The 21,825-nt window shown below is 61.5% G+C and carries 20 protein-coding genes and 1 other RNA gene; 6 read left to right on the top strand and 15 right to left on the bottom strand.

Annotation, left to right across the window (positions count from 1 at the left end):
* Positions 1-56 precede the first annotated feature (56 nt).
* Complete coding sequence (hemN, locus tag CWC48_RS18570; protein WP_100492352.1) at positions 57-1,439, top strand: oxygen-independent coproporphyrinogen III oxidase; 1,383 nt, start codon at positions 57-59, stop codon at positions 1,437-1,439.
* A 10-nt stretch (positions 1,440-1,449) separates the two neighbouring features.
* On the opposite strand, the gene CWC48_RS18565 is transcribed toward hemN, so the two are convergent.
* Positions 1,450-1,917 carry a hypothetical protein gene (locus tag CWC48_RS18565; RefSeq protein WP_078049718.1) on the bottom strand — a complete coding sequence of 156 codons (468 nt, stop codon included), beginning with the start codon at positions 1,915-1,917 and terminating at the stop codon, positions 1,450-1,452.
* A gap of 153 nt (positions 1,918-2,070) precedes the next feature.
* Between CWC48_RS18565 and fnr the strand changes: the two genes are divergently transcribed.
* Together fnr and CWC48_RS18555 are read left to right on the top strand one after the other, a co-directional pair.
* Positions 2,071-2,805, top strand: coding sequence for a fumarate/nitrate reduction transcriptional regulator Fnr (fnr, locus tag CWC48_RS18560; protein WP_015885309.1), 735 nt, complete (start codon positions 2,071-2,073; stop codon positions 2,803-2,805).
* A 92-nt stretch (positions 2,806-2,897) separates the two neighbouring features.
* Positions 2,898-3,446, top strand: coding sequence for an adenine phosphoribosyltransferase (locus tag CWC48_RS18555; RefSeq protein ID WP_100492351.1), 549 nt, complete (start codon positions 2,898-2,900; stop codon positions 3,444-3,446).
* A gap of 135 nt (positions 3,447-3,581) precedes the next feature.
* Here the strand turns inward: CWC48_RS18555 and CWC48_RS18550 are convergent, their stop codons facing one another.
* The 5 genes from CWC48_RS18550 to dnaX form a co-directional block, all read right to left on the bottom strand.
* The gene (locus tag CWC48_RS18550) at positions 3,582-4,730 is read right to left on the bottom strand and encodes an acyl-CoA dehydrogenase family protein (protein ID WP_100492350.1); all 1,149 of its coding nucleotides are present in this window, start codon (positions 4,728-4,730) and stop codon (positions 3,582-3,584) included.
* Positions 4,731-4,929: 199 nt separating this feature from the next.
* Entirely contained in the window at positions 4,930-5,532 is a 603-nt protein-coding gene (gene recR / locus CWC48_RS18545; protein ID WP_078049720.1) for a recombination mediator RecR, read from the bottom strand.
* A 65-nt stretch (positions 5,533-5,597) separates the two neighbouring features.
* Positions 5,598-6,632, bottom strand: a complete 1,035-nt coding sequence (locus tag CWC48_RS18540) for an NADP-dependent oxidoreductase (RefSeq protein WP_078049721.1) — start codon at positions 6,630-6,632, stop codon at positions 5,598-5,600.
* Between the two features lie 134 nt (positions 6,633-6,766).
* Positions 6,767-7,105: a YbaB/EbfC family nucleoid-associated protein gene (locus CWC48_RS18535; protein ID WP_003175481.1), complete on the bottom strand. Its 339-nt coding sequence runs from the start codon at positions 7,103-7,105 to the stop codon at positions 6,767-6,769.
* Positions 7,106-7,148: 43 nt separating this feature from the next.
* Positions 7,149-9,215 carry a DNA polymerase III subunit gamma/tau gene (gene dnaX / locus CWC48_RS18530; RefSeq protein ID WP_100492349.1) on the bottom strand — a complete coding sequence of 689 codons (2,067 nt, stop codon included), beginning with the start codon at positions 9,213-9,215 and terminating at the stop codon, positions 7,149-7,151.
* Between the two features lie 133 nt (positions 9,216-9,348).
* On the opposite strand from dnaX, the gene CWC48_RS18525 reads away from it, so the two are divergent.
* Both CWC48_RS18525 and CWC48_RS18520 read left to right on the top strand, forming a co-directional pair.
* Entirely contained in the window at positions 9,349-10,098 is a 750-nt protein-coding gene (locus CWC48_RS18525) for an ABC transporter substrate-binding protein (RefSeq protein ID WP_100492348.1), read from the top strand.
* 54 nt (positions 10,099-10,152) lie between these two features.
* Entirely contained in the window at positions 10,153-10,524 is a 372-nt protein-coding gene (locus CWC48_RS18520; RefSeq protein WP_078049723.1) for a VOC family protein, read from the top strand.
* Here the strand turns inward: CWC48_RS18520 and CWC48_RS18515 are convergent.
* Positions 10,438-11,397 (bottom strand): DMT family transporter, encoded by a 960-nt coding sequence (locus CWC48_RS18515; RefSeq protein ID WP_100492347.1) that lies wholly within the window; start codon positions 11,395-11,397, stop codon positions 10,438-10,440. The two genes, CWC48_RS18520 and CWC48_RS18515, sit on opposite strands and share 87 nt — an antisense overlap.
* 102 nt (positions 11,398-11,499) lie before the next feature.
* Between CWC48_RS18515 and CWC48_RS18510 the strand changes: the two genes are divergently transcribed.
* The gene (locus CWC48_RS18510; protein WP_078049725.1) at positions 11,500-12,363 is read left to right on the top strand and encodes a LysR family transcriptional regulator; all 864 of its coding nucleotides are present in this window, start codon (positions 11,500-11,502) and stop codon (positions 12,361-12,363) included.
* Between the two features lie 127 nt (positions 12,364-12,490).
* On the opposite strand, the gene CWC48_RS18505 is transcribed toward CWC48_RS18510, so the two are convergent.
* From CWC48_RS18505 to zipA, 8 genes are all read right to left on the bottom strand, one after another.
* Positions 12,491-13,081 carry a hypothetical protein gene (locus tag CWC48_RS18505; protein ID WP_078049726.1) on the bottom strand — a complete coding sequence of 197 codons (591 nt, stop codon included), beginning with the start codon at positions 13,079-13,081 and terminating at the stop codon, positions 12,491-12,493.
* A 1-nt stretch (position 13,082) separates the two neighbouring features.
* Positions 13,083-14,129, bottom strand: coding sequence for an N-acetylmuramidase family protein (locus CWC48_RS18500; protein ID WP_028617487.1), 1,047 nt, complete (start codon positions 14,127-14,129; stop codon positions 13,083-13,085).
* Positions 14,130-14,286: 157 nt separating this feature from the next.
* Positions 14,287-16,248, bottom strand: coding sequence for an AAA family ATPase (locus tag CWC48_RS18495; RefSeq protein ID WP_100492346.1), 1,962 nt, complete (start codon positions 16,246-16,248; stop codon positions 14,287-14,289).
* Between the two features lie 20 nt (positions 16,249-16,268).
* Complete coding sequence (locus CWC48_RS18490; RefSeq protein ID WP_078049728.1) at positions 16,269-16,700, bottom strand: hypothetical protein; 432 nt, start codon at positions 16,698-16,700, stop codon at positions 16,269-16,271.
* Positions 16,701-16,826: 126 nt separating this feature from the next.
* An RNA gene (gene ffs / locus CWC48_RS18485) (signal recognition particle sRNA small type) lies at positions 16,827-16,923 on the bottom strand.
* A 149-nt stretch (positions 16,924-17,072) separates the two neighbouring features.
* Positions 17,073-18,236 (bottom strand): putative zinc-binding metallopeptidase, encoded by a 1,164-nt coding sequence (locus tag CWC48_RS18480; protein ID WP_100492345.1) that lies wholly within the window; start codon positions 18,234-18,236, stop codon positions 17,073-17,075.
* A 240-nt stretch (positions 18,237-18,476) separates the two neighbouring features.
* On the bottom strand, positions 18,477-20,834 hold the full coding sequence (gene ligA / locus CWC48_RS18475) for an NAD-dependent DNA ligase LigA (protein ID WP_100492344.1): 2,358 nt from the start codon (positions 20,832-20,834) through the stop codon (positions 18,477-18,479).
* 87 nt (positions 20,835-20,921) lie between these two features.
* Positions 20,922-21,785, bottom strand: coding sequence for a cell division protein ZipA (zipA, locus tag CWC48_RS18470; RefSeq protein ID WP_078049731.1), 864 nt, complete (start codon positions 21,783-21,785; stop codon positions 20,922-20,924).
* Positions 21,786-21,825 lie beyond the last annotated feature (40 nt).

The raw sequence follows: 21,825 nt of genomic DNA, 5'->3' as shown, positions 1-21,825 counted from the left end.
CCATCCCCGCCACGCCCCTAGACTCGGCCCACTAGCCTATCCGGGGGAACGCCCGCATGCTCGACGCCATTCGTTGGGACGCCAATCTGATTCACCGCTACGACATGGCGGGACCGCGCTACACGTCCTACCCCACTGCCGTGCAATTCGACAGCCAGGTCGGCACCTTCGACCTGCTCCACGCCCTGCGCGACAGCCGCAAGGCCGTGCGACCCTTGTCGCTGTATGTGCATGTACCGTTCTGCGCGAACATTTGCTACTACTGCGCCTGCAACAAAGTCATCACCAAGGACCGTGGCCGCGCCCAGGCCTACCTGCAGCGCCTGGAGCAGGAGATCCAGCTGATGGCCTGCCACCTCGACCCGAAACAGCGGGTTGAGCAACTGCACTTCGGCGGCGGCACCCCGACCTTTCTCAGCCACGATGAACTGCGCCAGGTCATGGGCTGCCTGCGCCAGCACTTCAATTTGCTGGATGACGATTCCGGCGACTACGGCATCGAGATCGACCCCCGTGAAGCGGACTGGGCGACCATGGGCCTGCTGCGTGAACTTGGCTTCAACCGCGTGAGCATCGGCCTGCAAGACCTTGACTCCGAGGTGCAACGGGCAGTGAATCGCCTGCAGAGCCTGGAGGAAACCCGTGCGGTCATCGATGCGGCGCGCACCCTGCAATTTCGCTCGATCAATATCGACCTGATCTACGGCTTGCCCAAGCAAACACCGATCAATTTTGCGCGTACCGTGGAAGAGGTAATCAGCCTGCAACCAGACCGCTTGTCAGTGTTCAATTACGCGCACCTGCCAGAGCGCTTCATGCCCCAGCGGCGTATCAACACCGATGAACTGCCCTCCCCGGCGTCTAAACTCTTGATGCTGCAAACCACCATCGAGCAACTGACCCAGGCCGGCTACCGCTACATAGGCATGGACCACTTCGCCCTGCCGGACGATGAGTTGGCTATCGCCCAGGAAGAAGGCACGCTGCAGCGCAACTTCCAGGGCTACACCACCCACGGTCACTGCGACTTGATCGGGCTCGGGGTGTCGGCGATCAGCCAGATCGGCGACCTGTACTGCCAGAACAGCAGCGACCTCAACGGCTACCAGAACACCCTGGCGGGCGCGCAACTGGCCACCAGCCGTGGCCTGGTCTGCACCACGGACGATCGGTTGCGGCGGGAGGTGATTCAGCAGCTGATCTGCACGTTCAGCCTGGCATTCGAGGCGATCGAGCAGGCCTTCAATGTGGATTTTCGCGGGTATTTCGCTGACATCTGGCCACAACTGGAGGCCATGGCCGAGGATGGCCTGATTGAACTCGACGCCCGGGGCATTCGTGTGTTGCCGGCCGGGCGCCTGCTGGTGAGGTCGGTGTGCATGGTGTTCGACGCCTATCTGGAGCACCAGAACAGGCAGCGTTTCTCGAAGGTTATCTAGTCGACTCGCCTTACTTGGCCATGAGGCTCATGGCTTCCATCTGAGCCTCTGGCGGCTGGTCTTTCATGGCTTTGGCCAGTTGGGTCTGGGTGGTTGCCAGCGCGGCCTGCAATGACGTCACATCGCTCTGCAAGCCCGCGACTCTGGCCTGGCGCGCCTCCGGCGTCATCGAGGTATCAGCCATGGCCGCTGCGAGTTCGGCCATCTTGTCTTCGAGTTGTTTCTTGAGCTCACGGATCATCTTCAACAACTGCTTGACGCTGTCGCTCAGGTTGCTGTCGTCGATGTCTTTATTCGCGTCGTTACGGGCAGCCTGCAGACCCGCACCGGAAATTGTCACCGCCACGCCTTCGACCGGCTTGGCGTCAGCCTGCGGTGCCGATGGGTTGCTGGCATCGTCCACCACGGCGTCCTTTTTGAGGTCCGGCATTGTGGGTATGCGAATACTTGAGGGGTTAATACCGCCAATAGAAGCCATGATCCAAACCCTGGATTATTGAGACATAAGCCTGTATCGGCCCTGATACAAAAACCTTTATACCGCTGGCGGTTTTTTGTACACGCTGGCCTCATCGCCCCCCAGTGCGTTACCCTTACGTCTTATGTGTGTTTTCCCACAAGGATTTAAGAAATGTCCGAGCCAGTTAAACTGCGCGCTCACAGCCAGGCTCATTGCAAGGATTGCAGCCTGGCTCCCCTGTGCTTGCCACTTTCGTTGAATTTGGAAGACATGGATGCGCTGGACGAGATCGTTAAACGCGGTCGCCCGCTGAAAAAAGGCGAATTTCTGTTTCGCCAGGGCGACAAGTTCGATTCCGTTTATGCAGTACGTTCGGGCGCATTGAAAACGTTCAGCCTCAGCGACGGCGGCGAAGAGCAGATCACCGGTTTCCACCTGCCCAGCGAACTGGTCGGCTTGTCGGGTATGGACACCGAGATTCATCCGGTGTCGGCCCAGGCGCTGGAGACCACTTCGGTGTGCGAAATTCCCTTCGAACGCCTGGACGAACTGGCCCTGCAATTGCCGCAACTGCGTCGCCAACTGATGCGTGTCATGAGTCGCGAAATTCGTGACGACCAGCAAATGATGCTGCTGTTGTCGAAGAAGACCGCCGACGAGCGCATCGCGACCTTCTTGGTCAACCTGTCGGCACGGTTCCGTGCCCGTGGGTTCTCCGCCAACCAGTTCCGCCTGAGCATGTCGCGCAACGAAATCGGCAACTACCTGGGCCTTGCAGTGGAAACCGTGTCCCGCGTGTTTACGCGCTTCCAGCAGAACGCACTGTTGGCCGCCGAAGGCAAGGAAGTGCATATCCTCGACCCTATCCAGCTGTGCGCGCTGGCGGGCGGCTCGCTCGAAGGTTAAGTGAAGGGTTGATCCAGACACCTGCGGCCGCGCCAATTGCCGAGGCCGCAGGTATACTTCGAGTCCGTTTCCAGCCCCAGGACTCTTCGACGATGACCTTCGATTCGTTCGACATCAAATCCCTGATCCGCCCCGTCATCGACTTCCCCAAGCCTGGGGTGATCTTCCGTGACATCACGCCCTTGTTCCAATCGCCCCGCGCCCTGCGCCTGGTGGCAGACAGCTTTGCCCAGCGTTATGTCGAAGCCGATTTCACCCATATCGGCGCAATGGATGCGCGGGGCTTCCTGATCGGTTCGATCATCGCCTACCAACTGAACAAGCCGCTGATCCTGTTCCGCAAGCAGGGCAAACTGCCCGCGGACGTGCTGGCCGAGGGTTACCAGACCGAGTACGGCGAGGCTTTCCTGGAAGTGCACGCCGACAGCCTGTGCGAGGGCGATTCGGTGTTGATGTTCGATGACCTGATCGCCACTGGCGGCACCCTGATCGCGGCGGCGAACCTGGTGCAACGCATGGGCGCGAAGATCTTCGAAGCGGCGGCGATTATTGATCTGCCGGAGCTGGGTGGGTCGCAACGCCTGGAGGACATGGGGATTCCGACGTTTTGTTTGACGCAGTTTGCGTTGACTGAACAGTAACGGTCGCCTGGGCCGGCCTCATCGCGGGCAAACCCGGCTCCCACAGATGATCGCCTTCACCGATATGAATGTGTGAGCCCAATCAAATGTGGGAGCCGGGCTTGCCCGCGATGAGGCCCGCAAGAGCAACGCAAATCACAACCCCATCTGCTTACTGATGATCTCGTTCATCACTTCACGCGTCCCCCCGCCAATCGACAGGATGCGGTTATCCCGATACAGCCGCTCCACCAGGTTGCCGCGCATATAGCCCTGCCCACCGAGAATCTGCACCGCGTCGTAGGTGACGCGGTCGGCGGTGTCGGTGGCGAGGTTCTTGGCCATGGAAATCTCCTTGATCACGCTGAGGCCGGCCGCCATTTTCGCCGCCTGGCGGTAGGTGAATTCGCGGGAGACTTCCACGGCGGTGGCCATCTCTGCCAGCCGATGCTTGATCACCTGGAACTTGCCGATGGGCTTACCGAAGGCTTCGCGCTGGGCGGCCCATGCAAGGCTTTCCTCCAGGGCCAACTGCGCGGTCATGTTGGCCATCAGGGCCAGCGCCAGGCGTTCGCTCTGGAAGTTACCCATGATGCAGGCAAACCCCATGTTCTCCGCGCCGATCAGGTTGCCGACGGGCACCCGGCAATCGTCAAAGAATAATTCAGCCGTGTCCGACGCCCACCAGCCCATTTTCTTCAGGGGCTGGCCGACAGTGAAACCCGGCGTGTCTTTTTCGATCAGCAGCAGGCTGATGCCGGCAAAGCCCGGCCCGCCGGTGCGCACGGCGACGGTGTAGAAGTCGGCGCGGATACCGCTGGTGATGAAGGTCTTGCTGCCGCTGACGCGGTAATGGTCGCCGTCGCGGATGGCGCGGGTTTGCAGGCTGGCGACATCAGAGCCGCCACCCGGCTCGGTGACCGCCAGGGCGATGATCTTTTCACCGGCCAGGACCTGCGGCGCCACGCGCTCGCGCACCTCGGGCCGGGCCCATTTGACGACCGGTGGCAGGCCGATATCCAGCGAACCAAGCCCGGCGACCACACCACCGGAGCCACAACGCATCAGCTCTTCACTGGCCACAACCTTTGCGAACAGGTCACCTTCATGACTACCGCCCAAGGCTTGCGGATAACCGATGCCGAGGATCCCCGCCGCGCCGGCCTTGAGGTACAGCTCGCGCGGAAAGCTCTGCGCCTCCTCCCACTGCTCGATGCCCGGCAGCAGCTCGCGCTCGACAAAGCGACGCACGCTGTCGCGGACCAATTGGTGGCTGGGGTCGAAGTAGTCCTGGTAGGCAGACATCGGCAAGCTCCATGGCGAGATGGAGCGAAATTACCAAGCGCTTGCTTGGTTATCAAGCCGTGTACACCTTTTGCCAACAACACGACACTAATGTGGGAGCGGGCTTGCCCGCGAAAGCACTGGAACAGTCAATACATCTGGTACTGAAAGACCGCTTTCGCGAGCGAGCCCGCTCCCACACTTTTTCCCGCGGTGAACCTTAAAGGGCGATAGGTTTGCGGCCGGCGAAGGAGTGCGCCAGCGTGCCGCCATCGACCAACTCCAACTCACCGCCCAGCGGCACACCGTGGGCAATACGCGAAGTGATCAAGCCTTTGTTGGTCAGCAGTTGAGCGATGTAATGCGCGGTCGCCTCACCTTCCACTGTCGGGTTGGTGGCCAGGATCACTTCGGTAAAGGTGCCCTGTTCTTCGATGCGCGTCACCAGCTGTGGAATGCCGATGGCCTCCGGGCCCAGGCCGTCCAGCGGCGACAGGTGGCCCTTGAGCACAAAGTAGCGCCCGCGATAGCCAGTCTGCTCCACCGCATACACATCCATCGGTCCTTCCACCACGCACAGCAGCGTGTCGTCACGGCGCGGGTCGGCGCATTGCGGGCAGAGTTCTTCTTCGGTCAGCGTGCGGCACTGGCGGCAGTGGCCTACCCCGGTCATGGCCTGGCTCAAGGCCTGGGCCAACCGGGTGCCACCGCTGCGATCACGCTCAAGCAGTTGCAGCGCCATGCGCTGGGCGGTTTTCTGGCCCACGCCCGGCAATGTGCGCAGGGCGTCGATCAGTTGGCGAATCAGGGGGCTGAAGCTCATGGGCAATGGTCCGACAAAACAACGAGACGCGGTTTATACCCGCGCCCCGGATTAGCGTCAAATCTTCAATCCTGCGCGACGCGCACCACCAACTTGCCGAAGTTGCGCCCTTCCAGCAAACCGATAAAGGCCTCGGGTGCCTGCTCCAGACCGTCGACCACGTCTTCGCGGAACTTGATCTTGCCGTCGCGCACCCACGGCGCCATGGCGCTGAGGAACTCGGGCTGGCGGTCACCGTAGTCGTCGAACACGATAAAGCCCTGGATGCGCACGCGCTTGGTCAGCAGCGTTCGTTGCAGCGCCGGCAACCGGTCGGGACCGCTGGGCGCTTCATGGGCGTTGTAGCCGGCGATCAGCCCGCACAGTGGAATGCGCGCCTTGGGATTGAGCAGCGGCACCACGGCGTCGAACACCTTACCGCCGACGTTTTCAAAATAGATATCGACGCCTTTGAAGCACGCCAGCGCCAGATCATTGGCAAAGGTCGCGCTCTTGTGGTCGACGCAGGCATCGAAGCCCAATTCGTCCACCACATAACGGCACTTGTCTGCGCCACCTGCTATCCCGACCACGCGCAAGCCCTTGAGCTTGGCCACCTGCCCCACCACCGAGCCCACTGCGCCGGACGCCGCGGCCACCACCAGGGTTTCCCCGGCCGTGGGCTGGCCAATGTCCATCAGGCCCATGTAGGCGGTCATGCCCGGCATGCCCAGCACACCCAAGGCCATGGACGGACTGGCCAGGCCATTGGGCACCGGCATCAGGTTACGACCGTCGGAGATGCTGTGGCTTTGCCAGCCGGTGGAGCCGACCACCAGGTCGCCCACTTCGAATTTCGGATTGCGCGACTGTTCGATGCGACTGACAGCGCCACCGGTCATTACTTCGTCGATTTCCACTGGCGCCGCGTAGGACGGTGCGTCGCTCATACGTCCGCGCATGTAGGGGTCGAGGGACAGGTACAGGGTTTTCAGCAGGACTTGGCCGTCTGCCAACTCCGGCAGATTCACACGCTCCAGGCGGAAATTTTCCGGGGTGGGTGCGCCCTGCGGGCGTGAGACCAGGACGATGCGCTGGTTCAGGGTCGGTTCTTGAGGCATGAAGGGGCTCCTTTATCCAAATCCATCGGTATAGGGTGCAGACCATGCGTGCGGTGCCAGGGTTCGATCCGATTGGCACAAACAAAAATGCCAGGCACGGGGCCTGGCATTGGAGTCTAGCTAACGCTCGTCGATCAGAACGGCAGCTTCATGCCCGGTGGCAGTTGCATGCCAGCGGTGACACCGCCCATTTTTTCCTGGCTGTTGGCTTCGATCTTGCGCACGGCGTCGTTGACGGCTGCGGCGAACAGCGCCTCGAGCATTTCCAGGTCATCTTCGCCAACGCCCGGCAGGACGCTTGGGTCGATGCTTACACGCTTGATGTCATGACGACCGGTCATCACCACGCTGACCATATCGCCACCGGCTTTACCGGTGACTTCGGCGTTGGCCAGTTCTTCCTGCATCTTGGCCATCTTTTCCTGCATCTGCTGCGCCTGCTTCATCAGGCCGGCCATGCCACCTTTCATCATGGGAATCACCTCAAAAGTACGTGGATCAATTAGTAGCCCGGTTTCATGACGCTTGGGGAACCGGGGCTTCGACAGGTTCAATAGTATCGTGACGGACGACCGCACCGAACTGTTGCATCATTTGCTGGATGAGCGGATCACCGTGGATCGAATCCTCGGCCTCGCGCTGACGGTTGATACGCCGGCGGGTCGCGGCCTGGGCCGGGGTTTCCTGCTCCGGCTTGATCAGCTCGATGGCGATGGTCAGCGGGCGCTCATGGTACTGGTTAAGCGCATCGTTCAGGCGGCGCTGCTGGGTGGCGTTGAACAGGGCGCTGTGGGCCGGGTCCAGGTGCAACAGCCAGTGGTCGCCTTCGATGGAGATCAGTGTGCAGTTGGCGGCGATGCTGCCGGTCATGCCGGAAATCGGCAGTTTCGGGAACAACTCCAGCCATTGCAGGGCCAGGCCGGTGGCCGGGGCCGCGGCAGGCTCAGCCTCGGGCTCGGGGGCTGGCTCGGCGGTGTGTTCGCTGGCCAGGTCGTCCAGGTAGCTGTAGGCCGAATCCATGTCCGGCTCGATGTAGTCTTCATCCAGCGGCGGTTCGTCGTCGAGGTCGATGCCCGGCGTAGCGGCTTCCACCTGAGCCACGGTGGGCTCGGGGACCGGCGCAGACACCCACTCCGGTGCATCCAGCACTACGCTGTCCGGGGTCGGCGTAGGCATCGGCGTCAGCTCGGGCTGCTCGCTGCTGGTTTCCAGCACGGGCTCCACGGCGGGCGCCAGCTCGACCTCGACGTCAGTCTCTACCGGATCATTCCAGGGCAGGTCGACGACCGGTTCAGGCTCGTTGACCGGTTCCGGCGCGACCACCGGCGCAGCCGACACAGTTTCAGGTTCAGGTTCTGGCTCAAGCGCCGGCGCAACTGGCGCAGGCGCAGCAACCACTGGCGCAACCACTGCTGCGCCAGCCACTGGTTTGGCGGAATCAACTGTGGCCTGGCTGATCCCCACTGGCTTTAGCGGCTGTCTCGGCGCATCGGCCGAATCGGCAGGCCGGAAGGCCAGCATCCGCAGCAGCACCATTTCGAAGCCGCCCCTCGGGTCGGGCGCCAGGGGCAGGTCGCGGCGACCAATCAGGCCCATCTGGTAGTAGAACTGCACGTCTTCGGCCGGCAACGCCTGGGCCAAGGCCAGCACGCGGTCGCGGTCGCCGTGGCCATTGTCGACCCCTTCTGGCAGGGCCTGGGCGATGGCGACGCGGTGCAGCACATTGAGGATTTCCGAGAGCACGCCATTCCAGTCCGGGCCTTGCTCCGACAGGTGGCGTACGGCCTCGAGCAACGCCTTGGCGTCGCCTTCGATCAGCGCATGCAGCACGTCGAACACCTGGCCGTGGTCCAGGGTACCGAGCATGGCGCGCACGTCGGCGGCCATGACCTTGCCTTCACCAAAGGCGATGGCCTGGTCGGTGAGGCTCATGGCGTCGCGCATCGAACCGTCGGCGGCGCGGCCGAGCAACCACAGTGCATCGTCTTCGAACGGGACGTTCTCGACGCCCAGCACGTGGGTCAAATGCTCGACCACGCGCTCGGGGGTCATGTTTTTCAGGGAGAACTGCAGGCACCGCGACAGAATCGTTGCAGGAAGTTTCTGAGGGTCGGTGGTGGCCAGGATGAATTTGACGTAGGGCGGCGGCTCTTCCAGGGTTTTCAACAAAGCGTTGAAGGAGTGGCTGGAGAGCATGTGCACTTCGTCGATCAGGTAGACCTTGAAGCGGCCACGGCTGGGCGCGTACTGCACGTTGTCGAGCAGCTCGCGGGTGTCTTCGACCTTGGTGCGGCTCGCGGCGTCGATCTCGATCAGGTCGACAAAACGCCCTTCGTCGATTTCCTTGCACACCGAACAGGTGCCGCACGGCGTTGAAGTAATACCGGTTTCACAGTTCAGGCATTTGGCGATGATGCGCGCAATGGTGGTCTTGCCCACCCCCCGGGTACCGGTGAACAGGTAGGCGTGGTGCAGCCGTTGGCTGTCCAAGGCATTGATCAGAGCCTTGAGCACATGGGTCTGGCCGACCATTTCGCGGAACGAGCGCGGACGCCATTTACGTGCAAGAACCTGATAACTCATCGAAAACCGTCGCAACTGGGAAGCGGGAGCCGGTAATGCTAGCGGAGCAAGGGGGAAATTGCATCCGGCACGCTCGCCTAATCTGACTAAGCTCTTCTGGTTGGCCCCGAAAAGGCCTGATCCCGGAGAGCATATGCGCGTAGTCCTGGGCGCTTTATGGATGATTACCACGGCTTGCAGTGCTGCGCCTGCACCGTTGCGCTTCTCGGTTTCCGACAGCTGGGCGATGCCCATGGTGCAACTGGAGGACGGCCGGCCCACCCAGGGCGTTTTGTATGACCTGATGTTGAGCCTGGCCACCCAGGTGGACCGACCGGCTGAGTTCCATGTACTGGCGCGGGCGCGCATCTCGAGTGCCATGCAACATGGCGACATCGATGTGCGCTGTTATGTCACCCAGGCCTGGGTCGACAACCTGTCCGGGGACTACACCTGGAGCATCCCCTTGATGGTGCAGCGTAACCTGTTGGTGAGCACCCACATTCCTCCTCAGCCGGTGCAGGTCGACAAACTCGCGCCACAGGCCATTGGCACCGTGCTCAACTACCGCTATGCCAGCCTCGACCCGCTGTTCGCCAACGGCCAGCTCAGCCGCGATGACGCCCGCAGCGAAGAACAGGTGCTGCACAAACTGGTGGCCGGGCGTTTCAAGTTTGCCGTGACCAACGAATGGATCCTCGACCGCTTCAACCAGCGGATGCCGGTGGGCAAGCGGTTGCACAAGGTCGCGGTGATTGATGAGCAGAACCTTGGCTGCACCGTGCGCAATGACCCAAACGTGCCGGTTCAGCTCATCCTGCGCACCTTGCTGCGGATGAAAATGTCGGGGGAGATCGACCAGATCATCCAGCTCTACACCGGTGAGACTCCTGACAGGAACTGACAGGACCGTCTTATAGACTCGGCTCCCTCACACACGCAGCCCCCAGGAGCCCGCATGAACACCGTCGCCCATTACTTTTTGCTCTACGTCGACAGCCCGGCCACCAGCGCCAACTTCTATAGCCGCCTGCTGGGCAAGCCGCCGGTGGAGCTCAACCCCACCTTCGCCCTGTTTATTCTCGACAATGGAGTAAAGCTGGGTTTGTGGTCGCGCCATACCGTGGAGCCAGCGGCCCAACTGACGGGCGGTGGCGGTGAAGTGGGCCTGTCGCTGGCCGATAAAGCCGCCGTGGATGCGTTGCACGACCAGTGGGTAGAGCGCGGTGCGACGATCATCCAATCACCGACCACCCTGGACTTCGGCTACACCTTCGTCGCCCAGGACCTCGATGGCCACCGGCTGCGTGCGTTTTGCCTGAGCGACTGACCGCCAGCGCCCTTCCAGGCTGATGGCGGCCACGCTGGTCAACACGATCACACCGCCCAGCACCACTTGCAGGGCGATGTGCTCACCCAGCAGCGTCGCCGCCATCGTCATCGCCACTGGCGGGATCAGGTACATGGCCACCGACGCGCGGCTGACCTCGACATGTTTCAGCACATACCCCCAGGCCAAGTATGCCAGGGCGCTGGGGAAAACCCCGAGCACCAGCACCGCGAGGTTCTCGGGCGCCGGCGCCTGCATCACGGCAGCGGGCAGCCCCGGCAGGTTCACGCCGAGCATCAAGGTGCCCGCCCACACCATGTAGCACGCCATCGTCAGCGGGCTGTAGCGATGGGCGTAGTGTTTCTGGATGGCGAAGTACAGGCTCCACGACACCGCCGCCAGCAGGATCAGCAAGCCGCGCGGGTCGATATCGCCCACGCCGTGATCGCCCCAGATCACCACCAGCACCCCGAGCAAGCCCAGCGACACACAGCTCCAGCGCCACAGGCTGACCCGTTCCTTCAAACAGAAAAACGCGATCAACACGCTGAACAGCGGTGCCGATTGTGCCAGCACGCTGGATGCCGCCGCAGTCACGAACTGCTGGCCGTAATTAAGGCTGGTGTGGTGCAGGAACACGCCAAAAAAACTCAGCACCAGCAGCCACGGCACATCCCGCAGGCGTGGCCGGCCGATGCCCAGCACCAGCGCCACAGCGGCCATGAACACCGAGGCGATCAGAAACCGCAACAACGCGAGCTGGCCGGGGCTGTAGCTGTGCAGGCCCATGTGCACGCCAATCGGCGAATAGGCCCAACAGAGGATGACGCTGGCGATGACTAGCGTAAGCTTCAGGGGTGACGGGGTATTCATCGACGGCATCCAAACACTGAGAAGGAATGCCGTCAGTCTTGGCCGGGGCAAGGCGCAGGACAATTAACCGTTTCTGACTTCTGAAATCACTGGAACTGAGCGATGGAACTGGCCCAACTGAAAATGGTGCGAGCGGTGGCACAAACCGGCAGCGTGGCCCAGGCCGCCGTGCAATTGCATTGCGTGCCGTCCAACATCACCACGCGTATCAAGCAGCTGGAAAGCGAGTTGGGCACACCGCTGTTTATTCGCGCCGGGCGTGGGCTGGCGATCAGTGCTGCCGGTGAGATCTTCCTGGAGTACTGCGAACGCATCCTGGCGCTGGTGGACGAATCCAAACGCGCCGTGGACGCCAACGCCATTCCCCGTGGCACCCTGCGTATCGGCGCGGTGGAGTCCAGCGCCAGCGGGCGCTTGCCGCCACTGTTGGCGGAGTATCACCGACGCTACCCGGACGTCAGCCTGGAACTGGTCACCGGCGCCTGGGGCGAACTGCTCGACGACCTGCAACACCACCGCCTGGACGTGGCCCTGGTGGCCGCCGGCAATAAGCGCGCAAAGCTCGAACACAGCGTGGTCTACAGCGAACGCCTGGTGCTGATCGCCAGCGCCACCAGCGACCCGATCCACGGCGCCGAAGACCTGGCCGGCCGCACCTTGCTGGTGTGGCCTCCCGGCTGCCCCTACCGGGCGGCGCTGGAAAACTGGGTCAAGCCGCACGCCTTCAAGCCGGCGATTGCCAGCTATGCCAGTTGGGGCACGATCATCGGTTGCGTCAGTGCCGGGATTGGCGTGGCGCTCGCGCCGGAAGGCATCCTGGCCCGCTATGAGCAGGCCAATCAGCTGGCATCGTATCGCTTTGAGGAATTGCAGGCAGTGGACAACCTGCTGTTCTGGCACAAGGACACCCAGCGGCATGTGGCACGGGATGCGTTTGCCGGGTTACTCCGCGAAATATTCGGTTGATGAAGATCCAAAATGTGGGAGCGGGCTTGCTCGCGAAAGCGGTGGCTCAGTCACTGCATCCAGCGACTGACACTCCGTATTCGCGAGCAAGCCCGCTCCCACATTTAGATTTTTGCCGTTTTCGAGATCAGCTTTTGGGGGCCGCCAACCGCGCGTATTGATCCTGGCTGATCCACCCCGTAAACGAGCGACCCTCTGCGTTGATGAACTCGACCTGGGCCCAGCCATCCTTGAATGCCAGCACACCGACCACGTCGTTCTTGACGATGTAGGGACGTTTAGCCGCCTTGGCACTTGGATTTTTCAGCAGGTAAGCCTTGTCGGTTGAGACCTGGACCAGGCCGATCCATTTTTTGCTGGCGGTCTGGGTCAGGTCCAGGCCGGTGGCAATTTCCGGCATCAGCACATTGAGGCAACCCGGATGCTGACGGCCTTCTGCCACGGTGAGGGTCACGCCATCGGACGAGGGTGCCACGCTGCCGGGGTAGGCAGTGTCGTTCCAGGTGGTCAGCGCTGAGGGCTTGCCTTGCAGGTAGAACGTGCAGCTGCGAGTAACGCCCTCGCCCATCTCTTCCGCGTAATAGCCTTCCACCTGATGCTCAGGCGTCACAGCCAGCATCAGCCCTTCGTATTTGCCTGAATGCAACGCCGGTGAACCGGCCAAGACAGGCGCTGCGGCGCACAACGACAACACACCCACTGCTAGAAAACGGATCATCTTATTTTTTTCCTTCAAGTTTCTCGTAGGCTTCTTTCATCAGGACGTCATAGTTGCCGTAGTCCTTGCCGTTATAGTTACGGGCCATCGAAGTGAAATCCTTGGCTTTCATGGCCGTCATCAACGCCGGGCTGTTAGCGCAAAACGCGAGAAACGCCTTCAGTTGGTTACCGACATTCACTTTTAATGCCGCGGCAAACTCAAACACCGTTTTGTAACCGCATGAGGCGTAGTTGAACCCCATGGTCTGAAACATGCCCCACGACGCCGACATCAACGCCGCTTCCTGGTCCAGGGCGAATGCAGTGGCCATGGTTTCCCAGGCCTTGACCTGATCCTTGTTATTGACCTGCCACTGCGGCCCGGCCTTTCTCACATAGATGTACGAAAGCAGCGGATGCGCCTGGTCGTAGATATGCTTGGTGTACTTGCGAAATTGGTGCCCTTCAAACGCAATGATCGGTAACTTGGCCGGCCCGAAACCCGAGCGACCACCGGACTCCACCGTGGCGAAGGCCCTGATGACATTCACCGAAATGCCGTTGCCCAACTGCTTGGCGGCATTCTGAAAATCCGTATCGGTGAGCGTCATGCCGCCATCGCACGTGGCCTGGAGCATCAATTGGCGATTGCGCCGCTCAGCCTCGATCATTGCCCGCATACGGTCCAGGTACACGTTGACGGTGGCTTGCACTGCGTCACCCTGGTTGTTACCGAATGCATTCAGAAAGCTTGGAATACGCATGCTCGGAAACGCCTTCACCGGTACCTTCACCGCCTCTTCGATCAGGCTGTTGAAGGTTTTACCGGTCGGGTCGATCACACCATCGGGGTGCGCGTATTTGAGATGACGGAACTGATACTGGCTGATGCACTGCACCAACTGACCGTCGCACTTGCCGTTTTCGGCCAGTGGGAAGCCCAGTTTGGGAATGATCAGATTGAATAAATATTGGATGCACTGCACATCGGAAGGCAAGTTACGGGCTTTACCGGGAGCGCCTACCGAAGCACTGATAAGACGGGGCAACCCTTGCAGGCTTTTCATCACAGACATCCTTGTTAGTTAAAGAAGTGATGGCACTTCAATATCAATCGCACACCCTTGTCATACTCTGAAACAAGTGGCTGGCGGAAACTAACAAGGTGGTTTTAGGTTGTCCAGAGCGACCGCTGAAAGTTGTGAAACAGCCGAATTAAATAAATCAGTAACCGTGGAATTCACGGGTTTTCTGGTAGGTGTGGAAATCAATCCACTCGACCACGTCGTAAGGCAGGTAAAGCTGCATCCGCGCCCGGGAAATGGCGATGTACACCGCGCACAGCCGCTGGTCGAACGCGTAGGCGTCCTTGAACTTCACGTTGGTCAGCAGTTCGGGCGTCAGCAGCACCCGGTCGAACTCCATGCCGCCCGCCTCCTCCGCCAGCATCAGCAGGCATCGCTTGCCAGGCACGCCACCCAGCCGGTTCAAGCGCGTGATATCGGCGACGTTGAAGCCTTTTTCCAGCTCACTTTCGACCCACAGGAACGCCTCATCGAATTGGCTGGCATCGCGCACCTGCTGCCAGTCGTCCATGTCGCTGAAATACGCGTGGGGGCCGTTGTCACTGTGCTCGTTGCTGTAGAACTGCGGCTTGAATAAGGCGATAACGCTGGTCATAAAGCGTTGCAGGTCCTGCTGCGCCGCGTTGTCGGGGAACCCGAACGGGCAGTTGGCTTGCTGCAACTGAATCGCCCACTTCATGGTGTCCCAATGGGAAGCGGTCAACACCACGCAGCCTTCGGGCGGCACGAAGCCCTGGGGGTAGTGCTCGATACCGACGTCGGCATCCCGCGCGCCTTCGAAGGGCGTCTTGCCCTTCTGCGAATGCACGCTGATCAACGGGTTGACCAGGCGCTCGACGTTGCGGCCCGAACGCACCGAGTAACTGATGTCGGTGTGCCGGACTTCGCGCTTGCGCCTGACCACCTCACCGCTGGCCAATTGGTACTCATCGCCAAGGGTAATCAACACCTGGCGGCCGCGTTCGATGATCTGCAACAACGAGGGTGGAATGTCCTGGCTTTCATCGATCAGCACATGGGTGTATCGGGGCGGCACCACGCATCCATCGAGGCTTGCACGCTTGATCAGCAACAGGGCTGCGAAGGCCGTCTGACCGGCCCACTGCGGGTTGGCGTCCAGATACGTCCACAACCGGCTGGAATACTCCAGCAACGCCTGGGCGTCCACGCTGGACAAGGCTTGCTTGAAATGCGGCAAATGCCTGGCCGACAGGCTGTGATGGTTGGAGTGGCAGTAGCTGTCGAGCACCTTCAGGCAGATATCAAGCGTTGCAGCGCCATCGTGACCACGCCAGCCGTGGATATTCAGGGTCTGCGACACTTCGTGTTTGCCGGGCAACCGAGTGGGTGTGGCCTGCGCGGCAGGTCGTTGCCCCTGCAACAGCGCCTTGGCGAAGGCAGCAAAGGTCGAACCGGTCTTGCTGTCCTTGGCCAGTCCCATGCGTTCACGCAGGGTCGCGAGTTTTGCTCCAGTACGCGCCAGTATCAAGGTTTGGGCCGGCCGCAGGCACTCCATCAAGGCGCCGAGCAGGTGGCTCTTGCCGATGCCCGCGTAGCCTTGCACATGCAGGTCTTCGTTCAGGTTGGCGCGGAAGGTGCGCACCAGTTTGTCCTGGGCCGGACTGAGCCAGCGCTCGCGCTGCCGGGGCGTGATCATCTGCTGGCTGAACGGGTCATTGCTGCGTAGGTGGCGGACCTTGTAGCCGATATCCCATTTACCCGACGGCAGCAGGTAATCGCGCGCCGCGACTTCTTCAGCCGACAGCAGCCGCAGGTTGACGGTTTTGAGCGCATTGAAGCCGAAGTACAGCTTGCGCGGATCGAACAGCCGCTGGGCTTCGGACAGCAAGGTCGCGGCGCCCCCTGCCGGCGCGTCGACCGCCCAGTCGATCAGCTTGGTCAGGATGCGCTCGGCGCCGGCACAGGTCAGGTCCTTTTCCGCGGCCTGGGCCAGGTTCTGGATGACCAGCACGGCGGCCAGCTCCGGGTCCGACAGGCTGGTCAGGGCCTTGGCACCGTCCGCGCCAAGCAGCGCCGTGCAAGTTTCCTGCGTGACAGGCAGGAAGACGGGGCTGGATAAATCAAAGTGTTCCGGTTGCATAGTTCCTCGCAACCAGGCAATCAGGCATTGCCCTGACTGCCCAGCTCAAACCGATATTCTCCAAGGGAGCCTGACATACCGCCGCCCTGGGGACGCGCGTCAGGCGTTGAAGCCATCGCGCTGATCTGCTGCTGAAGTTCGAACACTGCCATGTCCAGCAGCCTGCGCAAGTCTTCGGCACTCTGTGCGGCCACATTCAATTGCAGCGTGAAGGCCCCCGTGAGTGGCGGCGGCGTCGGCTCGGCGGGCGGCGCGGGCTCATCGGCCGCATCGGTCGCGCGGATCATTTCCGCCTGGCTGAGGATGTCCGCGTGCTCGTCATCCATCAGGTCCAGCACCTTCGATAACTCCAGGGTCTGTTCAGGGTGCGATTGAATACGGTCCTTGATCTCCAGGCGCCGCATCTGCCATTCCCGTAGTTTTTCGCGAGTGAGGTCGTCGACTTTTTCCACGTGTTCTGTCTCCGGATGCCAGGCACTGGAGTATGCCGCCATGGACTGCCCGATGGCAGATGGCGTGAAAGCATTTTTTGAATTGAGTTTGAGGAGGTATTGCAAGGAAGAGCGTTATGGAGGCAACCCCACCAGCCACACCCCGGCACACAATGTTCCCGCTGTGGCTGCTGCCTTCCGGCTCTGACCAGGTTCACGGGTAATCGTTGCGGGGGGACCGATGGGGTCACCATAACGACGCCTGCCTCTCGGCAAGCGGGGCCATTGTACCGATCTCATCGGAAGTTACAACCGTTGGGGCCGGATTAAAAATATCCGATGGTTCAAGCACTTGTGTCTATCGCGAGGACGCCATCGCCGGCGAGCCGACTCCTACAGGGTGACGGCTTCGTCTGCGCGGCCACCTTCCTCCTGGATCACCAGGTGGATGAAGTGCAGCTTAGCGATTACCGCCGGAGGCAGCACGAAAGGATAGAAATCCGGCTGGCCCATGCTACGTGACAGTTCGTTGAGCATGCCGGCCAGTTCAATCCAGGCGTTGACGAACGACAGGAACGCCGCGCCGCCGGGGTGCTCGGGGTCGTAGAGCGTGCTGAGGGGGAAGGGTTGGTAATCCAGGTCCATCTCGCGGGCGCTCATGCCAAAGCCGAGGGCGGTGTCGACGGCGTCCATCATGTGCAGGTAATGGGCCCAGGTTTCGGCCCAGTCTTCCCAGGGGTGCATGGTGGCGTAGGCGCTGACGCAGGTTTGCTGCCAGTCAGGGCGCGGGCCGTTTTGATAATGCTGATCGAGGGCTTCGGCGTAACTGGCGCGTTCGTCGCCGAACAGGGCGCGAAACGGTTCGAGCCAGTGGGTATTCGCGATCAGGCGATCCCAGTAATAGTGGCCTACCTCATGGCGAAAGTGACCGAGCAGCGTGCGGTAGGGTTCGCGCATTTGTACGCGCACCTTTTCACGGTGGGCGTCGTCGGCTTCCTTGATGTCGAGGGTGATCAAGCCATTCGCGTGGCCCGTCATCGGCGCGTTGCCCTCCAGGTCGATACCGACGAAGTCGAAGGCCAGACCGTTGTCTTCGTCGACACTCTTGGGCACCACTTGCAGGCCAAGGCTGATCAATTGCGCGACCAAGCGGCGCTTGGCGGTTTCGACTTTGCGCCAGCGCTCATGGTTTTCTACGATCGACAGGTCAGGGATGGTGCGATTGAGGCTGCAGGCCACGCACAGCGGCGCGGTGCTGTGAGCCGGGATCAGCCAATTGCAGGCGGCCGGCGTGTCGAGGTTGGCGCAGCGACGGAAAGCGCCGGCGTCAAGGTTGCCATCTTGCAGCCAGGTGCCTTCCACCGGGCCGGGCCGCAGGGAGTCCAACCGGGCTTGTTGGGGTTGGTAGCCCAGCAGCGCCTGGCAGGCCAGGCACTGGCTGTTGCGAAAGAACAGGGATTGGCCGCAACGGCACTGCCAGACCTTGCTGTCACGAGACGAGCCGGCCACGAACGGTGCGGCAATGCGCGAACTGAGTTGCTCGAAGTAGCGAAACATGGCGATCTCTCCCTGGGTGACTGAGACTAGATCACTTTCGCTTCAGAATCGTTCCACATTGTTGTAGTGAGCGGGCTTGCCCCGCGCTGGGCTGCGTAGCGGCCCCAAACCCGGCACTTCGGTCTATCCGAAACACTTCGGCGTCCTTGTTGGGGCGGCTTCGCCACCCAGCGCGGGGCAAGCCCGCTCACCACAGCAAGCCCGCTCACCACAACACGCTTGTTTACCCCACAGTCCACATCAGACAGTGATGTTGTGCTTGGCGAGGAAGGCGACGAAAGCCTCTTCGTCCAATACCTTCAGGCCCAACTCGTTGGCCTTGGCCAGTTTCGAACCGGCGCCCGGCCCCGCCACTACGCAGTGGGTCTTCGCCGAGACGGAACCCGCTACCTTGGCACCGAGGCTTTCGAGCTTGTCCTTGGCCACGTCACGGCTCATCAGCTCCAGGGAACCGGTGAGCACCCAGGTGTGCCCTGCTTCAGGCAAACCTTCCACGACTTTCTTCTCGCTCAGCCAGTGCATGCCGAAATCCTTGAGCTGCTGCTCGATGGCCAGGGCGTGGTTGGCGTTGTCTGCATTATCGAAGAACTCGCGCACGGCCTTGGCCTGCTTCTCGGGCAGGGCTTGGCGCATATCCAGCCAGTCGGCCTTGATCACACCTTCAAGGGTGACGAATTTGTCCGCCAGCTTCTGCGCCGCGCCGGGGCCGACGCTCGGAACGTGCAGCTTGTCGAGCAAGCCACCCAGGGTGGTGCTGGCGGCGAACTCGGCGCTCAGCTCGCCCTGATCCTGCAACTGCAAGGCGCATTCCTGCGGCGACAGCAGCGCGCCGATCACATCCTGGTTGTGGCTGTCCTCGAAGAAGCTGTGAATCTCGTGCGCCACTTCCAGGCCCACGTCCGGCAAGTACGTCAGCACTTCCGGCAAGGCCTTCTGCACACGCTCCAGGGAGGCCAGCGAGCGCGCCAGCACCTTGGCCGTCTCCTCGCCCACGTCGGGAATGCCCAGGGCGTAGATAAACCGTGCCAGGGTCGGGGTCTTGCTGTTTTCGATGGCGGTGATCAGCTTCTTGCTGGAGATATCGGCGAAGCCTTCCAGGTCGATGATCTGCTCGTACTTGAGCTTGTAGAGGTCTGCGGGCGAGCCGATGAGTTTTTCATCCACCAACTGCTCGATGGTCTTGTCGCCCAGGCCGTCGATGTCCATGGCGCGACGCGAGACGAAATGAATGATCGCCTGCTTGAGCTGTGCACCACAGGCCAGGCGGCCGACGCAGCGGTACACCGCGCCTTCGCTGACGGTTTCCTTGCCCTTGCTGCGCTTGACCAGTTGCGTGCGCTCCACGTGGGAGCCGCACACCGGGCAGCTCTCGGGGATCTGCACGGCGCGGGCGTTTTCCGGGCGGCGCTCGGCCACCACGGAGACCACCTGCGGGATCACATCGCCGGCGCGGCGGATGATCACGGTGTCGCCGATCATCAGGCCCAGGCGCGCGACTTCATCCATGTTATGCAAGGTAGCGTTGGACACGGTCACACCCGCGACCTTGACCGGCTTGAGCCGCGCCACCGGCGTGACAGCGCCGGTGCGGCCGACCTGGAATTCCACGTCGAGCAGTTCGGTCAGCTCTTCCATGGCCGGGAATTTATGCGCGATGGCCCAGCGCGGTTCGCGGGCGCGGAAGCCCAGTTCGCGCTGCGAAGCAATGCTGTTGACCTTGAACACCACGCCGTCGATTTCATACGGCAGGCTGTTACGCCGTTCGCCGATGTCACGGTAGTAGTCCAGACAATCCTGGATCCCCTTGGCGAGTTTCAGCTCATGGCTGATCGGCATGCCCCATTTCTTCAGTTGTTGCAGGTTGCCGATATGGGTGTCACTGATGTCGGTGGTGACACCGTAGCAGCAGAATTCCAACGGGCGACTGGCGGTGATCTTCGAGTCCAGTTGGCGCAAGCTGCCCGCCGCCGCGTTGCGCGGGTTGGCGAAAGTCTTGCCGCCGACCTCCAGTTGCGAGGCGTTGAGCCGTTCGAAACCGGCCTTGGACATGAACACTTCGCCACGCACTTCCAGGGTCGCTGGCCAACCGCTGCCGTGCAGTTTCAACGGAATATTGCGCACGGTGCGCACGTTGACGCTGATGTCTTCGCCGGTGGTGCCGTCGCCTCGGGTGGCGCCGCGTACCAGTTCGCCGTCCTGATACAACAGGCTGACCGCCAGACCATCCAGTTTCGGTTCGCAGCTGTACTCAACGGCCGCGCCGCCCCCGAACAGATCACCCACCGGCAGGTCGAGGCCTTCGGTGACCCGGCGATCAAACTCAAGCATGGTGGCTTCATCAAAGGCGTTACCGAGGCTGAGCATCGGAATCTCGTGCCTCACCTGGGTGAACGCCGACAACGCCGCACTGCCGACCCGCTGTGTCGGCGAATCGCGCGTGACCAGGTCCGGGTGCTCGGCTTCCAGGGCCTTGAGCTCGTGGAACAGCCGGTCGTACTCGGCGTCCGGGATGCTCGGCTCGTCGAGGACGTGGTAACGGTAGTTGTGCTGATCCAGTTCAGCGCGCAGTTCGAGGATGCGGATGTGGGCGGCGGTCATGGGTGTTCTCTCAGAAAGCAAAAGAGCAGCCGAAGCTGCTCAATATGTTAGTGCGCTTATTCTACTGACAACGCTGAAGACCAATCCTCAGCGTTTCTGTGTCAGGGCGCGACGCTCGAACTCGACGATGCGCTGACGGTAATGTTCGATGGTTTGCGCGGTGAGGACGCTGCGTTGATCGTCCTTGAGCTCGCCGTTCAGTTCCTGGGACAGCTTGCGGGCTGCGGCCACCATCACGTCGAACGCCTGTTTCGGGTGACGCGGGCCTGGCAAACCGAGGAAGAAACTCACCGCCGGGGTGCTGAACAGGTCGATATCGTCCAGGTCGAAGGTGCCCGGCTTGACCGCGTTGGCCATGGAGAACAGCACTTCACCGTTGCCGGCCATGCTTTCGTGACGGTGGAAAATATCCATCTCGCCAAACCGCAGGCCGCTTTCGAGGATGTTCTGCAACAGCGCCGGGCCCTTGAAGCCAGCGGCGTCGCGGCAGATCACGCTGATCACCAGCACTTCTTCGGCGGCCGGCTGGTCGTTCACGGACTGGCGCGGGGCATTCTTGCCAGCGTTTTCGTCTGGGAAATCATCGTCGCGGCTGCTGAAGCCAGGGCCGTCATCGACGTCCAGGTCCAGGTCAGCCTGGCGCGGCTCTGCCACCACAGGCGCGGCGCGCTTGCCACGCTTGGAGGACGGCTCGCGGGCTTCACGCACGGGGGCGCTCATCGACGGCAGGTCGTGCTCGTCCAGTTGCGGTTCTTTGTGCGTATCCAGCACACGGGGCGGCCCCAGCAGCTCGGCGCTGCCGTCGTCGTCAGGCAAGTTGGACAGGTTGCGGTCCAGACGGAATTTGAGCTTGCCCTTGCCACCGCGCATCCGGCGCCAGCCATCAAAAAGAATACCGGCAATGACAATAATGCCGATGACGATCAGCCACTCGCGCAGACCGATTTCCATGTAATCCCGTGCCTCTAATAAAAAATGCTGAAAAATAAGG

The sequence above is a fragment of the Pseudomonas sp. S10E 269 genome (assembly GCF_002798465.1).
Lineage (GTDB): Bacteria > Pseudomonadota > Gammaproteobacteria > Pseudomonadales > Pseudomonadaceae > Aquipseudomonas > Aquipseudomonas pergaminensis.
This window is presented reverse-complemented; position numbering and strand designations above follow the sequence as displayed.

Excerpts from the sequence above, each read along its gene's own strand:
- hemN (WP_100492352.1), top strand. The coding sequence starts at position 57 with ATGCTCGACGCCATTCGTTGGGACGCCAATCTGATTCACCGCTACGAC.
- zipA (WP_078049731.1), bottom strand. The coding sequence starts at position 21,785 with ATGGAAATCGGTCTGCGCGAGTGGCTGATCGTCATCGGCATTATTGTC.
- fnr (WP_015885309.1), top strand. The coding sequence starts at position 2,071 with ATGTCCGAGCCAGTTAAACTGCGCGCTCACAGCCAGGCTCATTGCAAG.
- recR (WP_078049720.1), bottom strand. The coding sequence starts at position 5,532 with ATGAGCTTCAGCCCCCTGATTCGCCAACTGATCGACGCCCTGCGCACA.
- ligA (WP_100492344.1), bottom strand. The coding sequence starts at position 20,834 with ATGACCGCCGCCCACATCCGCATCCTCGAACTGCGCGCTGAACTGGAT.
- dnaX (WP_100492349.1), bottom strand. The coding sequence starts at position 9,215 with ATGAGTTATCAGGTTCTTGCACGTAAATGGCGTCCGCGCTCGTTCCGC.
- CWC48_RS18515 (WP_100492347.1), bottom strand. The coding sequence starts at position 11,397 with ATGAATACCCCGTCACCCCTGAAGCTTACGCTAGTCATCGCCAGCGTC.
- CWC48_RS18550 (WP_100492350.1), bottom strand. The coding sequence starts at position 4,730 with ATGTCTGCCTACCAGGACTACTTCGACCCCAGCCACCAATTGGTCCGC.
- CWC48_RS18535 (WP_003175481.1), bottom strand. The coding sequence starts at position 7,105 with ATGATGAAAGGTGGCATGGCCGGCCTGATGAAGCAGGCGCAGCAGATG.
- CWC48_RS18480 (WP_100492345.1), bottom strand. The coding sequence starts at position 18,236 with ATGTTTCGCTACTTCGAGCAACTCAGTTCGCGCATTGCCGCACCGTTC.
- CWC48_RS18540 (WP_078049721.1), bottom strand. The coding sequence starts at position 6,632 with ATGCCTCAAGAACCGACCCTGAACCAGCGCATCGTCCTGGTCTCACGC.
- CWC48_RS18505 (WP_078049726.1), bottom strand. The coding sequence starts at position 13,081 with ATGATCCGTTTTCTAGCAGTGGGTGTGTTGTCGTTGTGCGCCGCAGCG.
- CWC48_RS18510 (WP_078049725.1), top strand. The coding sequence starts at position 11,500 with ATGGAACTGGCCCAACTGAAAATGGTGCGAGCGGTGGCACAAACCGGC.
- CWC48_RS18500 (WP_028617487.1), bottom strand. The coding sequence starts at position 14,129 with ATGAAAAGCCTGCAAGGGTTGCCCCGTCTTATCAGTGCTTCGGTAGGC.
- CWC48_RS18520 (WP_078049723.1), top strand. The coding sequence starts at position 10,153 with ATGAACACCGTCGCCCATTACTTTTTGCTCTACGTCGACAGCCCGGCC.
- CWC48_RS18525 (WP_100492348.1), top strand. The coding sequence starts at position 9,349 with ATGCGCGTAGTCCTGGGCGCTTTATGGATGATTACCACGGCTTGCAGT.
- CWC48_RS18495 (WP_100492346.1), bottom strand. The coding sequence starts at position 16,248 with ATGCAACCGGAACACTTTGATTTATCCAGCCCCGTCTTCCTGCCTGTC.
- CWC48_RS18565 (WP_078049718.1), bottom strand. The coding sequence starts at position 1,917 with ATGGCTTCTATTGGCGGTATTAACCCCTCAAGTATTCGCATACCCACA.
- CWC48_RS18555 (WP_100492351.1), top strand. The coding sequence starts at position 2,898 with ATGACCTTCGATTCGTTCGACATCAAATCCCTGATCCGCCCCGTCATC.